The sequence below is a fragment of the Mycobacterium asiaticum genome (assembly GCF_001673365.1).
GTDB lineage: Bacteria > Actinomycetota > Actinomycetes > Mycobacteriales > Mycobacteriaceae > Mycobacterium > Mycobacterium asiaticum_A.
Window position 1 is genome coordinate 1 of the sequence record NZ_LZLS01000139.1, and the last position, 12,803, is coordinate 12,803.

13 protein-coding genes are annotated in these 12,803 nt (G+C 64.9%); 7 read left to right on the plus strand and 6 right to left on the minus strand.

What is annotated here, in order from left to right; genetic code table 11:
• Nucleotides 1–49: 49 nt before the first annotated feature.
• A complete protein-coding gene (locus A5634_RS14940; protein WP_065144827.1) occupies nt 50–1,450 on the minus strand; it encodes a serine/threonine-protein kinase in 1,401 nt (466 codons plus the stop codon).
• Between the two features lie 33 nt (nt 1,451–1,483).
• Here A5634_RS14940 and A5634_RS14945 point away from each other — a divergent pair, with 33 nt between their 5' ends.
• Nucleotides 1,484–2,026: a TetR/AcrR family transcriptional regulator gene (locus A5634_RS14945; RefSeq protein ID WP_065144828.1), complete on the plus strand. Its 543-nt coding sequence runs from the start codon at nt 1,484–1,486 to the stop codon at nt 2,024–2,026.
• 25 nt (nt 2,027–2,051) lie between these two features.
• A complete protein-coding gene (locus A5634_RS14950; RefSeq protein WP_065144829.1) occupies nt 2,052–3,191 on the plus strand; it encodes an acyl-CoA dehydrogenase in 1,140 nt (379 codons plus the stop codon).
• Between the two features lies 1 nt (nt 3,192).
• Here A5634_RS14950 and A5634_RS14955 read toward each other — a convergent pair whose 3' ends face one another.
• Both A5634_RS14955 and A5634_RS14960 read right to left on the minus strand, forming a co-directional pair.
• Nucleotides 3,193–3,885, minus strand: a complete 693-nt coding sequence (locus A5634_RS14955; RefSeq protein ID WP_065144830.1) for a mycothiol-dependent nitroreductase Rv2466c family protein — start codon at nt 3,883–3,885, stop codon at nt 3,193–3,195.
• Nucleotides 3,885–4,307, minus strand: coding sequence for a protease inhibitor I42 family protein (locus tag A5634_RS14960; protein ID WP_065144831.1), 423 nt, complete (start codon nt 4,305–4,307; stop codon nt 3,885–3,887). Before A5634_RS14960 ends, A5634_RS14955 begins: the two co-directional genes overlap by 1 nt.
• 217 nt (nt 4,308–4,524) lie before the next feature.
• Here A5634_RS14960 and A5634_RS14965 point away from each other — a divergent pair, with 217 nt between their 5' ends.
• Together A5634_RS14965 and A5634_RS14970 are read left to right on the plus strand one after the other, a co-directional pair.
• Nucleotides 4,525–5,637: a DUF5685 family protein gene (locus tag A5634_RS14965; RefSeq protein ID WP_065144832.1), complete on the plus strand. Its 1,113-nt coding sequence runs from the start codon at nt 4,525–4,527 to the stop codon at nt 5,635–5,637.
• A gap of 52 nt (nt 5,638–5,689) precedes the next feature.
• Nucleotides 5,690–7,282, plus strand: a complete 1,593-nt coding sequence (locus A5634_RS14970; protein WP_065144833.1) for a Na+/H+ antiporter — start codon at nt 5,690–5,692, stop codon at nt 7,280–7,282.
• Here A5634_RS14970 and A5634_RS14975 read toward each other — a convergent pair.
• Both A5634_RS14975 and A5634_RS14980 read right to left on the minus strand, forming a co-directional pair.
• Complete coding sequence (locus A5634_RS14975) at nt 7,279–8,535, minus strand: cytochrome P450 (RefSeq protein ID WP_065144834.1); 1,257 nt, start codon at nt 8,533–8,535, stop codon at nt 7,279–7,281. The genes A5634_RS14970 and A5634_RS14975 overlap by 4 nt on opposite strands.
• A complete protein-coding gene (locus A5634_RS14980; protein WP_065144835.1) occupies nt 8,535–9,080 on the minus strand; it encodes a TetR/AcrR family transcriptional regulator C-terminal domain-containing protein in 546 nt (181 codons plus the stop codon). Before A5634_RS14980 ends, A5634_RS14975 begins: the two co-directional genes overlap by 1 nt.
• A gap of 46 nt (nt 9,081–9,126) precedes the next feature.
• Between A5634_RS14980 and A5634_RS14985 the strand changes: the two genes are divergently transcribed.
• Nucleotides 9,127–9,993, plus strand: coding sequence for an LLM class F420-dependent oxidoreductase (locus A5634_RS14985; protein ID WP_065144836.1), 867 nt, complete (start codon nt 9,127–9,129; stop codon nt 9,991–9,993).
• Between the two features lie 50 nt (nt 9,994–10,043).
• Nucleotides 10,044–10,721: a hypothetical protein gene (locus tag A5634_RS14990; protein WP_081290442.1), complete on the plus strand. Its 678-nt coding sequence runs from the start codon at nt 10,044–10,046 to the stop codon at nt 10,719–10,721.
• Nucleotides 10,722–10,805: 84 nt separating this feature from the next.
• On the opposite strand, the gene A5634_RS14995 is transcribed toward A5634_RS14990, so the two are convergent.
• Nucleotides 10,806–11,786 carry a hypothetical protein gene (locus A5634_RS14995; RefSeq protein ID WP_065144838.1) on the minus strand — a complete coding sequence of 327 codons (981 nt, stop codon included), beginning with the start codon at nt 11,784–11,786 and terminating at the stop codon, nt 10,806–10,808.
• A gap of 39 nt (nt 11,787–11,825) precedes the next feature.
• Between A5634_RS14995 and A5634_RS15000 the strand changes: the two genes are divergently transcribed.
• Nucleotides 11,826–12,668, plus strand: coding sequence for a sulfurtransferase (locus A5634_RS15000; protein WP_065144839.1), 843 nt, complete (start codon nt 11,826–11,828; stop codon nt 12,666–12,668).
• Nucleotides 12,669–12,803: the final 135 nt, after the last annotated feature.

The window sequence follows — 12,803 nt, forward strand, 5'->3', positions numbered from 1 at the left end:
AGCCGGGCAAACAGACACCCACCTCCAGACGGTGACGAGAGCAGCTCCCCTACCCGCCCGATGCGTACTGCAACATCGGCTCCGCGGCATCGACGTGACTGCCGCTGATGATGGTCAACATCGAAGGGCGCACCTGGTAGCGGACGTTGTTGGCAGGGTTGGTGACGTCGAAGCCGCCGGAAGCAGGTACCGCGTTCGCCAGTGAGATATTGGCCCCGTCGCTCAACCGTTCGCCGCGATAGTAGAAACTGCCCTGTCCCGCTTGGCAAATCACCACCAGAGACTGCGCAGTGCGCCCGACGGCCACCGCAGGGTTCCCGGAATCGCAACGGGCCGCATGCCCAATGAAGCCCAATCCGTCAGCGCCGTCCACTGCACGGGACAAGGACGGCGCCGCCGACGTTGTCGGCAACGCCGACGGAGCCGACGGTCGGGAGCCGCCGCCGAAGGCCAACACAACGGCCAGGATCGCGGCGACGACCAACATCAGAACCGCGACGCCACCCAACACGACCGGCAGCCGCCCCAAGCGAGCAGGAACCGCGGGCGCCGCAGCAGGCGGATACGGACTGTAGCCAGTGTCATTCGGGTTAGGAAAGTCCACTGCGAACGGCCGGGTGCCCGATGGCGGCCTCGCGGGCGCACCGCCTGCCGCCACGGTTACGGCCCCCGCGAGCTCTCCCGCGGAAACAAACCGTGCCGCAGGCTGTTTGGCCAAGCCGGTGGCAATGATCCCGTCGAAAGCACGGTTGATCCCGCGGCGCATGATGCTGGGTCGCGGTGGCGCAGCGTACAAGTGCGCGTGCATGACCTGCTGGGGCTCGGCGAACTCGAACGGTGGCCCACCGGTGAGGCACTCGTAAACCACGCACGTCAGCGAGTACACGTCAGCGGCCGGACCCACCTGATCGCCCCTAAATCGTTCGGGCGCCATGTAGAGGTACGACCCGATCGGCGCGCCCGCGGAGGTCATGCTGGGATCGCCCCCGCCACGCGCGATGCCGAAGTCGACCAGGTAGGCGAAATCGTTGGCGGTGAGCAGCACGTTCTCGGGCTTGACGTCGCGATGCACCAGTCCGTCGGCATGGGCGGCGTCCAGCGCGGAGGCAACCTGCGCGATGATCGACGAAGTCAGCCCGGGGTCGAGTGGACCACGCGCGCGTATCAGATCTTTGAGGCTGCCACCGTCGACCAATTGCATGTCGATGAACTGCACGCCGTCGATCTCGCCGAAATCGTGCACCGGGATGACATGCGGGTCTTGCAGTCGCGCCGCGACCCGGGACTCGTATCGAAAGCGCTCCTGAAATGACGGGTCCGCGGCCACGTCAGGCCGCAACAACTTGACCGCAACCATACGATCTTTCACCTTGTCATAGGCGCGATACACCTCGCCCATTCCGCCCGCACCAAGCAGCGATCGCAGCTCGTACGGCCCGAACCGCCTCATGTCCCGATCTTTGCACACGTAGGCTGACCAGCTATGGCGACCAATAGCCGTCTGACGGTAGACGATTGGCTGCAGGCCGGCTACGGGATCGTGGCCAACGAGGGCCTACCTGCGCTCAAACTCGACCGACTCTGCACACACCTTAACGTCACAAAGGGCAGTTTTTACTGGCATTTCGCCGACCTGGCCGCCTACCGAGAGGCGCTGATCGAGTCATGGGCGCAGCTCAAAGATGAAGAACGACGCGACATCGATGCGATGGGAGACATCGAGCCACGGCAACGACTCTCGCAAATGATGGCGTCGCTAATCAGACCGCGGCACTGGACCTTGGAGCGCGCCATGCGCGAATGGGCGCGCAACGACGACAAAGTCGCCGCCGCCGTGCAAGCAGCCGATCGCCGGTTGCTCCAGTCCGTACGACAAGCGTTCCGCGACTATGGTTTTGACGCCGATGAGGCAGACCTCAGAGCCAACACCGCGTTTGCCGCCGGCATCGGGCTGCTGCATCTGTCCGGTTCGACACCGAGGAAGCGGCAACGCGATAAGTTCGTAGACTTCCTCCTTCGTCCGTGACCATACCAAAAGGTATGGTAGCTGCATGATCAACGAGGACCTTGTCGAACGGATCCGGCAACGCGCCCCGGAGGCTGAAAAGTTGCGGCGCCTGCCCGCCGACACCGTCACAGACCTGCACGAATCAGGACTCTTCGACCTGCTCAAACCGGTCCGTTACGGCGGCCACCAACAAGAATTCCAAGTACTTCTGGACCCGGTCCGGCGCCTGGCGCACGGTTGCACCTCCACCGCCTGGACCGCTGGCTTCTTCACGCTGCACAACTGGATGCTGGCCCTGTTCGATGAGCAAGCCCAAAACGACGGGTTCACCAGCACGCCGTTCCTGGCCTCGTCACCGTTGGCGCCCACCGGGCGCGGCACGCCCGCACAGGGCGGTGTGAGGCTGACGGGGCGCTGGTCGTGGGCAACGGGTGTGATGGAAGGCAATTGGACCATCGTCGGCGCGCTCTGCGGTCCCGACGACGGCATCTACCCAGCACTGGCACTACTGCCCGCCGGCGACATCACCGTCGTCGACGTCTGGCATACCGACGGGATGCGCGCCACCGGCTCCAACGACGTCGTCGTGCAGGACGTCTTCGTCCCCGAACACCGCCTGGTCAAAGTCACCGACATCTACGGTGGGACCGCGCCCGGCGCCGTGCTACACGACACCACTCTCTACCGCTGGCCAATGGTGCCCGCGCTTGCGTTTCTGGCATCGATGCCCGCACTGGGTACCGCGGAGCGGGTGGTGGAAATATTCGCCCAACGGCTGTCCGAACGGGTCATCGCCTACGAGGGCACCAGCCAGAAAGACAAGCCGGCGGCCCAAGCGCGACTGGGCGAGGCCCGCGTCCGGTTGCGCGCGTTGCATGGACTGCTCGCCGACAACGTCGGGCGCATCGAGGCGTTACTAGCGGCCGGAGACCGGGTGCCGCGCACGGTGCGCGCCGATGCGCGCCTCGCGGCGGCACACGTCGTCAAGGAATCACGAGGCGTGATCGCCAACCTGCTCGAGGCCTCCGGGGCCAGCGTGCACTTCCTGGACAACCCGCTGCAACGCGCCAAGCGCGACGTCGACGTGCTCAGCGGGCACGTCATCTTCGACTATGACACCAGTCGAGAACTAGCCGGCGCCTTGGCAATTGGCCTTAAAATCTCGCCACTCGCGATGGTCTGAGCTAGCCTCGCCCAGCCAATCGATCCACGTCGATCACCTCACCACGGTTGATGCTCACCCAGTCACGTCCGTCCAGATATGGCCGCAGACTGCGGCCGATCAACTCGGCGTCGGCCCCCGACTTAACCCGCTGCAATTCGTAGACGTGCGGCAGCGAGGCCATGCCGGACACGACGTTCCACAGCGTCACCGCAGCCTCACCGGACGGCGGATTTACCAGCACCGGCCCAAACAGGCACTGTCCGCCCAGAAAGAGCGTGGGTACCCCGAATCCGCCTGCGTTCACAACTTTTTGGTGTTCGGTGCGGACCTCGTCGTGAGTGGTGGGATCGGCGAGCGCGGCGTCCAAAACCGCTGCCTCCGAACCGATGTCGACCAGTAGGCGCCGCGCCACGGCCGGGTCGTGCGGCTTGCCGCCCAGCGTGTGCAGCTCACGACCGATTGCGGCGTACCAGCGGTCCAACGACGACATGTCGGTACGACGCAGCAGCGCCCCGATGCGCATCAGCGACCAACCGTAGGACCAGTCACGTTCCCACGGGTGCTTCTTGCCGTCGACGCGGTTGATTTCCTCCAAGCTGAAGAAGCGCCAGTCGATCGTGATGCCCAACTGTGAACGCACCTCGCGAATCCACAGCGACGTCTGGTAGGCGAACGGGCACATCGGGTCGAAATGAAAATCAACGGTCGTCATCACTGCACCGTTACATTCGCGGTGAATGTGCAGGTGGGTGCGGCATCGCCGACCACACTGCCGTAGCTGGCCACGATCGTCGTCTTGCCCGCTTTCAACGCCGTGAACATCCACACCTCGGTGCCCGGGGCGCCTACCCGGCCGGTGTGCTCCGACACGTACTTGTGGCTGTTCTGCTTCAACACACCGGCATCGCCGATCTTCGGATCAGGTGTCCAACGATATGGCGTGGTGTGATTGGCACCCAGCGACAACTTCAGCGTGTCACCGGGCGCCAGAGTGATATCGCGGGTAATCGAGCTTTGGTTCATCACCTCGTCGATGGAGACATCGATGGTTTTGGTCGCCTCCTGGCTCAGACCGGAACAACCCACTAGCACGGCAACAGTTGCCAGGAAAATAGTTAAGAGCCTGACCTTCATTTCTGCACAATAACCCCAAGTTCGTCGGTCTCCTATGGCCGCGTGGGAGTCTAATCGTAATCCTTTGTGCTGCTGTGGCTTCGAGTGTGAAACCAGGGCGGGATTTGAGCCGAATTGCCACCGCACGCGCACACTCGAAGCCGTGACTGCACACCTACTGGCAAGCCAGACGGCGTATATCCGCGCATACCAGCAAAGTGTCCGGTAATTTCAATGCGTGTTTGGCATCATTCGGCCCTGCCGGCATCGGCTCGGCGGCGAACTCACCGCGGCCTGGCGGGCCCAATTGTGTGGACTGTGTCTGGCGTTGCGCGACGACTACGGCCAGGCCGCGCGCATCGCGACCAATTACGACGGCTTGATCGTCTCGCTATTGGTCGAAGCGCAATCTGAGGCGGGACCGACCAGACGAACGGCCGGCCCGTGCCCGTTGCGCGGCATGAAGCGCGCGGATGTGGCCACCGGTGAATGCGTGCGGCTGGCCGCCGTCGTCTCCCTGGCCCTGGCGGCGGCCAAAGTCCGGGACCACGTCGACGACCACGACGGCCTGGTCGGCGCCGCCCCGATGCGGCCCGCCGCGCGCCGCCTCGCCGAACACTGGGTACGCCGCGGCACTGACACCGGCAACCAGCTGGGTTTTGACGCCGGCGTGCTGGTGGCCGCGATGGACCGACAGGTCGAGCTCGAAGCCATGGCGGGGCCGGGTAGCTCCTTACTGGCCGTTACCGAACCCACCGAAACCGCAGTCGCCGAGGCGTTCGCCTACACCGCGATCTTGGCCGGCCGCCCGGCTAACGAAGCGCCGCTGCGTGAGATCGGCCAACTGTTCGGACGGGTGGCACACCTGCTCGACGCGGTCGAGGACTACTACGACGATGTGACGCGCGGTAAGTGGAACCCGTTGGCCGCCACCGGAACTCCGATGAGCGAGGTCCGCACGCTGTGTGACGACGCGGTGCTGGGCATCCAACTCGCGCTGGCCGACGTCGACTTCACCGAGGGCCGGCTGCCCCGTCGGCTGTTGACCAAGGAACTACGCCGCTCGGTCTCGCGCACCTTCAACAACTACCCCGGCGGCGGCACCCCGTACGGCCAGCAGGATGGCATCAACTTCGGCAGCCAGCCCTTCGGCAACTTTCCGCCCGGTCAGCTGCCGCCCGGCCAGCTCCCCCCGGATCCACAACGCAAGCAGACCTGCTGGGACACCTGCAAAGACACCTGCTGCGAGTGCGAGTGTGACTGCTGCTGCGACTCCTGCTGCGAAGGCGATGGTTGCTGCTGCGATTGCGGCGACTGTTGCGACTGCGGCGATTGCTGCGACTGCAGCTAGCAACTAGCCGCTCCGGCGCGCCAACCGCCGGGCCATAGGCAAAGATGGGCGAGTGTTCGCGCTTGTCGTCATCGTCGCGCTGGTTTTCACGGTCGTCATTGGCACCGTCCTGGGTCAGCGCTATCGCGTCGGCCCTCCGGTCCTGCTCATCTTCCTGGGCACCCTGCTGGGTCTGATCCCCCGCTTCGGCCACATCCATATCGACGGCGAAGTGGTGCTGCTGCTGTTCCTGCCGGCGATTCTGTACTGGGAAAGCCTCAACACCAGCTTTCGCGAGATCAAGGCCAACATCCGGGTGATCGTGATGACCAGCGTCGGTCTGGTGATCGTGACCGCCGTCGCGGTGTCCACGACGGCCCGTGCGCTGGGTATGGAGTCGCACGCGGCGGCTGTGTTGGGTGCCGTGCTCTCCCCCACCGACGCCGCCGCAGTCGCCGGGCTGGCCAAGAAATTGCCGCGCCGCGCGCTGACCGTGCTGCGCGGCGAGAGCCTCATCAACGACGGCACTGCACTGGTGCTGTTCGGCGTCACGGTGTCCGTCGCCGTCGGCGGCAACGAGGTCAGCCCGCTGGCGTTGACCGGCCGGTTCGTCTACTCCTACCTCGGCGGTATCGCCGCCGGGTTGATCGTCGGCGCTCTGGTGACGCTGCTACGTCGCCGCATCGACGCACCGCTGGAAGAAGGAGCGCTGAGCGTGCTGACGCCGTTCGCTGCGTTCTTGCTGGCTGTGGAGTTCGACTGCAGCGGCGTGGTCGCGGTACTGGTGTCGGCGCTGGTGATCACCTATGTCAGTCCGCGGGTGATCCGGGCTCGGTCCCGGCTGCAGGCTTTCGCATTCTGGGATATTTCGACATTCCTGATCAACGGATCACTGTGGGTGTTTGTGGGAGTTCAGATCCCCGACGACGTGCGGGCTATCGACAACGTCGATGGCGGTCTCCGCCACGCCGTCTGCCTGGCGCTGGCGGTCACCGCCGTCGTCATCCTGACGCGGTTCGCCTGGGTGGAAGTCACCACCGTGTTGGGCCGCCTCATCGACAAGAGCATGCGCCGACCGGTCCAGCAGGTGGACTTTCGGCAGCGCTGCGTAACCAGCTGGGCCGGCTTTCGCGGCGCGGTCTCGCTCGCCGCGGCGCTGGCGGTGCCGCTGGAGACGTTCAATGGCGGCGATTTCCCGGACCGCAGCCTCATCATCTTTGTCGTCTCGTTCGTGATTCTGGTGACCGTGCTTATGCAAGGCAGCACGTTGCCGCTCGTGGTCCGGTGGGCACGATTGCCAGAGGACGTCGCCCGGGCCGACGAACTACAGTTGGCCCGCACCCGCGGCGCCGAAGCGGCATTGGAGGCATTGCCCGAGGTCGCCGCCGAACTTGATGTCAGCCCAAAGGTTCTGGCTCGGCTGCAAAAAGAGTACGAGGAGCACGCGCTGCTGGTTGAGGCCACCGGCGACGACTCTGGCAACAACCACCTGGCCGAAGTGGGCGACACGATCCGCGAAGTGCGGCTGCGGGTGCTGGACCGCAAACGCCAAGCCATTACCGAACTTCGCAATAAGCGGCTGATCGACGACATCGTGCTGCGGGAACTGCAGGCCGGCATGGACCTGGAGGAAGTGCGGCTCCTCGGCCCGACCGACATCGACTAGCCACTACCCGTGCTGCACGGAAGTCGTTTGATGCCATGAAAAAACGATGACCGCAGGCGATCCGGCTCGCCGGTGACGGTGAGTCCGGGCACATTCGGGTAGAGCTCTTCCATCATCACCCGTAGCTCGAGCCTTGCCAGCTGTGCGCCGAGGCAGAAATGCACTCCGCCGCCGCCGAAGGCCGCGTGGCCCGCATCCGTTCGGGTGACATCGAATTCGTCGGCCCGCTCGAACACGTCTTCGTCGCGGTTTGCCGACAGATAGTGCATCAGCACCCAATCACCGGCGGGGATGTGCTGCCCGCGGATCTGCACGTCACGGGTGACGGTGCGACGGAAGTGCATTACCGGCGTGGCCCAGCGCAACAATTCTTCGACAGCGGCCTTGACCGCGTCGGGGTCGCGCGCAAGTAGGGCTTGCTGGTCGGGGTGCCGTGAGAGCGCGAGAATGCCGTGGCTGAGCGTGTTTCGGGTGGTTTCGTTGCCGGCGATCGCCAGCAGGAGGAAGAACTCGTTGAGCTGCTCGCGGTTGAGCTTTTCACCGTCGACTTCCGCGGCGAGTAGGGCGGACAGGATGTCGTCGGTGAGGCCGTGTTTGCGTCGGTGCTCGACCAATTCGCCGCAGTACCGGAACATTTCGGCGGCGGCTTGGCCGAGGGCCGCTGGAGTCGGGGCGTAGTCGGGATCCTCGATGCCCAGGGTTCCGATGGCGTTGCTCCAGCGGAACACCTCCATGCGGTCTGCGGCGGGCACCCCGAGCACATCAGCGATAACCTGTAGCGACATCTCCGCGGAAATATCTGGTACGGCGTCGAATTCGCCCTTCTCGGTGATGTCGGCGACGATGTTGCGGGCGACCTGGCGCATGTGCGGTTCCAAGCGCAGGACGTTGCGGGCGGTGAAACCCTGGTTGATCAGCTTGCGATAGTGGACGTGTCGCGGCGGGTCGATTCCCGGCAGCATCGCCGAGGTCGGCCCGGCCTCCACCTCGACCAGGGTATTGCCCCTGCTCGATGTGAAAGTCTCGGTGTCGCGGCTGACTGTTCGGACATCAGCGTGCTTGGTTAGCAGCCATGTTCTGGGCAGGCCGGCCAGTTGCACGGGGTGTACGGGGGCCTCGGCGCGCAGCCGTTTCAGTGCGTCGAAAGGTGTTGCGGTGACGAAGGTGTCGGGGTCGAGCACCGCGGCGGCGTCGCGATCGGCGGCACCCTCCTGGTTTTCGACGGTCAAGGAACCCAGTCTCGGAATGGTCATTACTCCCCCTCGGATGCCTTGATACCGGCGATGATCACGTTCAGTCCAGCGCGAAAACGCGAGGCCGCACCCCGCTTGCCGCGCGCCTCCTCCAGGCTGACCGAGCCCAGCAAGTAGGTGTAGAGCACCGTATGCGAAGCCGCTGCAACGGATTTCGGCAGGCCCGCCGCGGCCAGCAGGGAACGGCTTAGCCGGTCCAGCCGACGCGCACTTTCCCCGCCGCCGCTGATCTGCAGGACGCCGGCAAGTCCCGGGACGGCGAGTATCACCTCGCGCGCTGAACAGTAAAGCTCGGCCAATTGATCGTCCCACGGGCCGTCGTCGGGCACCGCAATGCCGGCCAATACAGACTCGGCGAGCAGTTCCAGCGCGGCCTGTTTGCCGGGGACGTGGTAGTACACCGAGGGCACGGCGACACCGAGTTCGGCGGCCAGTTCCCGCATCGTCACCCGCTGCACGCCGACCCGACGCGCAAGCGTATACAGGGAAGCCACCACCTGCTCGCGGTCCAATTCGCCGTAAGCACGCCGCGCGGTCGGCGTCATTCGAGCCATGTTCGAATCAATTCGAGCACTGTTAGAATCTAGCGCGATGAACGCCGCAATCGCAAAGCTTTCCGTCGCTACACCCGTGGTCACCATGTTCCCCGGCGTGAGCGCCGACTGGGAGATCGACGCTTCGATCGAGGACATCGCGCAGATCGCCGAAGCCGCGGACCGGCTCGGCTATCACCACCTGACCTGCAGCGAACACATTGCGCTGCCGGCCGCCGAGCGGGATCGCCGCGGTGCGCGCTATTGGGATCCACTGGCGACGTTCGGTTACCTGGCCGCACGTACCCAGCGAATTCGCTTGGCCACCAACGTTTTGGTGCTGGGTTATCATCATCCACTCGAAATTGCAAAGCGTTACGGCACTTTGGACAAGGTCAGCAATGGCCGCCTCATCCTCGGCGTCGGCGTCGGCTCGCTCAAAGAGGAATTTGAGCTGATCGGCGCGGAGTTCGAGGATCGCGGGGCCCGCGGCGACGACGCATTGCGAGCTCTGCGTGCGGCGCTGTCGGTGCCTGAACCTGCCTACCAGGGCGAGTTCTATTCGTTCGGCGGTATGCTCGTCGACCCGTGTGCCGTTCAGGACCACGTGCCGATCTGGGTCGGTGGACGCACGCTGCGATCGTTGCGCAGGTCCGTCGCCCTGTCCGACGGTTGGGCACCGTTCGGCATCAGCTTGCAGCAGGCGCGAGATTGGTTGGATCGCTGCGAGCTTCCGCACGGATTCGAGGTGGTGCTGGGTCCGGCAAAGCGGCTAGACCCGCTCGGTGCGCCGGAGCGGACCCGTGAGCTGATTGCCGAAACTGTCGCGCACGGTGCCACTATCGTCAGCGTGAACTTCACCCACACCTCGTTGCAGCACTATCTGGAGAACCTGCATGCGCTTGCCGAGCTGAACGTCTCGTGAACCGAGTTAAGGCAGGTATTTTCAGCCTGACGGCGCCCGCCCCGGCCGACATGCACGCTGGTGGTTACTTGCGTTGGCACTTGCTGGACCACATGCCCGAGCAATATAAGTTGCCGGGCATTGTGTCCGGGCTGCGCTGGATCGCCGACGGCGACTATCCGGCGCACCGCATCGCGGCGGATGGCGCGCTTGGCGACATCGGCAACGTCGTGCACTACCTGGTCGGCGACCCCGTCCGCGAGACGCTGGACGACTTCGTCGAGCTTGGCCGTGCACTGCGGGAGAACGGACGCATGCCCGTCATGCGGCCGCTGTTACAGATCTCCGGACTTCGTCTGTTGCAATGGCATTCAGCGCCGCAAGCATTGGTGTGTGCCGAAGTGGTGCCGTTTCGGCCGCACCGCGGCGTGGTGCTGATCCTGGAAGAACCGACCGGCGAGCGCCCCGATCGATGGCTGCAATGGCTGCACACCGAGCACTATCCGGCGCTGCTGGCCACACCTGGCACGGCGGGGGCGTGGATGTTCGGGTCGGTGTTGGCGCCAGCGCCACGGGGCTGGCGAGCCGAACCGCATTACGTCACCGTGGTCTATCTCGACGGTGACCCGCTTGCCACGACCGCCGCCCTGGCGCCTCTGGTCGAAGAACGCTGGCGGTCCGGAGCAGTACGGCCGCTGTTCGCCGGGCCGCTGCGCAGCATGATCAGCTGGGACGCCTGGCCTCCTTAGCGGTTTGTGCGGCGTGTGCGGCGATCACGACGTCGAGCCCACTGAGCAGTCCAGGCCTAGCGTCACATACGGCCGGGATCGCGTTCACCACTCGTGCCGCGTGGCCGTCGAGCCCGGTAGGTCACCGCCGTTTAGCGAGAAGTCAACCTGCACAGGAGGATTACCGTCGATGGTGATCCGTGTCAACCGCCGGCTGGGGCTGTCCGCTGTGATGACCGGTTGCCAGTCTTCCAGAGGTTCATCGGGCATCGACCAGATCGACGAATAGTGAATCCTCGGTTGGCCGTCGACGATGGCATCGAAGCGCATCCGCACGCTCACGATAGTGCCGGGTAGGATTTCGCCCGCCGCGAACTTGTAGTGCCGATCGGCCACCGCAACATCGCGATACTCGCGGATCTCCTCCACCGTCACGCCCAGGCCCTGCGCGACCAACCGCAATGGCGGCGCCAAGTGCGGAATCATCGCTCCCGGCGGGTATGTCGCGGCATCCTGTTCGGGTGTTCGGCCGAACCCCAACATCGCAAAGAAGCCGGGCACACTATAGGAACCGCACGGAATGCGTTCTTGCACCGACACTCTCGTGGGTTGCTCAGACATGGTCGCGACATGCACGGCAAGCATGTCGCTGGCGAAACCGGGCGCTATTCCGGTCGCCAGCAATGAGCTGTTGCCCGCGCGGCAAGCCGCTTCCAGCTGTTCGCGGGCGGAGTCATCTAGGGATGGCGGGTGGAACAACGCGGGATATGACGGTGTGACAACGTTTTTTCCGCTCGCCAGGATGGCGCACACTTGGTCAACGATCTCGCTAGGGTCGCGCCCAGCGACCGCCGCGAAGTAGGTGACACAGTCGGCCTCCAAGGCCAGGAAGGCCGCCGGGTTGGTTGTAGTTGTGACGCCGACCGGCGACTCCCCCAGCAGTTCACCCGAATCGCGGCCTGCCTTCTCGGGACTGTGGACCAGCTGACCGGCGAGCTCCAAGTGAGCCGCGCGCAGTATCTGCCTCAGCGCGATCGACCCCGTGTAACCGGTACCGACGTGCGCAACCCGGTAAGTGGTCCCCATGCGAACAGGAGCGTACGCCTCCGCGGATAGCCTGAACAGATGAACAGTCGCGAAAAGATCCTGATCACCGCCGCCGAACTAGCCGATCTGCTTAAGGCTGGTAGCGGCGTTTCGATCCTCGATGTGCGCTGGCAACTCGACGCCCCGGACGGGCGCGCGGCCTACCTTGATGGGCATATCCCCGGCGCGGTGTATGTGTCGCTGGAAGAGGAGCTCAGCGATCACGGACTCACCGGGCGAGGCCGGCACCCACTGCCGTCGGGCAGTGCTCTGCAGGAATCGTTGCGGCGCTGGGGAGTTCGTGAAGGTATACCGGTGGTGGTGTACGACGACTGGAACCGAATGGCATCCGGCCGGGCCTGGTGGGTGTTGACGGCGGCGGGTCTGACCGACGTGCGCATTCTGGACGGTGGGCTGTCGGCCTGGCGGGATAACGGTGGCGAGATGGCATCCGGAGCGGTCGAGCCTGCGCCCGGGAATGTGACTGTGCTGCACCAGGATTTGTATGCGGGCGCCCTACCGACACTGACCGCAGAGCAGACCTCAAGCATGCCGTTGTTCGATGCGCGGGCGCCGGAACGTTACCGCGGTGACAGCGAACCTGTCGATGCTGCGGCCGGCCACATCCCCGGCGCCAAGAATCTTCCGTTTGCGAAGCTGCTGACCGCGGACGGAAAGTTTGTGGACGATTTGGCACCGCTGTTCTCCGAGCGCGGGATTGCAGCCGGCGTGCCGGTCGGGACCTACTGCGGCTCGGGTGTCAGCGCCACCGTGGTGATCGCCGCGCTTGCCGCCGCCGGTCACGACGCCGCGCTGTTTCCTGGTTCGTGGTCGGAGTGGACGTCGGATCCTTCGCGGCCGGTCGAGCGCGGGGACGGGTAGCTGTCGCTCGGAGGCGGGCAATGTCGCACTTGGTCCTGACTAGTGGCGGTGAGGAGGGAGGCGGATTTCCCGCGAACAAGATACGTCTGGCGCTGGAGTTGGTGGGTGTCTCTGTGCCCGCCTCCGAGCGACAGC

What these genes read in the sequence shown, in the direction of transcription:
- A5634_RS14995 (WP_065144838.1), bottom strand. Translation starts at nt 11,786, where the DNA reads ATGGGGACCACTTACCGGGTTGCGCACGTCGGTACCGGTTACACGGGG.
- A5634_RS14940 (WP_065144827.1), bottom strand. Translation starts at nt 1,450, where the DNA reads ATGAGGCGGTTCGGGCCGTACGAGCTGCGATCGCTGCTTGGTGCGGGC.
- A5634_RS14975 (WP_065144834.1), bottom strand. Translation starts at nt 8,535, where the DNA reads ATGACCATTCCGAGACTGGGTTCCTTGACCGTCGAAAACCAGGAGGGT.
- A5634_RS14945 (WP_065144828.1), top strand. Translation starts at nt 1,484, where the DNA reads ATGGCGACCAATAGCCGTCTGACGGTAGACGATTGGCTGCAGGCCGGC.
- A5634_RS14985 (WP_065144836.1), top strand. Translation starts at nt 9,127, where the DNA reads ATGAACGCCGCAATCGCAAAGCTTTCCGTCGCTACACCCGTGGTCACC.
- A5634_RS15000 (WP_065144839.1), top strand. Translation starts at nt 11,826, where the DNA reads ATGAACAGTCGCGAAAAGATCCTGATCACCGCCGCCGAACTAGCCGAT.
- A5634_RS14950 (WP_065144829.1), top strand. Translation starts at nt 2,052, where the DNA reads ATGATCAACGAGGACCTTGTCGAACGGATCCGGCAACGCGCCCCGGAG.
- A5634_RS14960 (WP_065144831.1), bottom strand. Translation starts at nt 4,307, where the DNA reads ATGAAGGTCAGGCTCTTAACTATTTTCCTGGCAACTGTTGCCGTGCTA.
- A5634_RS14980 (WP_065144835.1), bottom strand. Translation starts at nt 9,080, where the DNA reads ATGACGCCGACCGCGCGGCGTGCTTACGGCGAATTGGACCGCGAGCAG.
- A5634_RS14990 (WP_081290442.1), top strand. Translation starts at nt 10,044, where the DNA reads ATGCACGCTGGTGGTTACTTGCGTTGGCACTTGCTGGACCACATGCCC.
- A5634_RS14955 (WP_065144830.1), bottom strand. Translation starts at nt 3,885, where the DNA reads ATGACGACCGTTGATTTTCATTTCGACCCGATGTGCCCGTTCGCCTAC.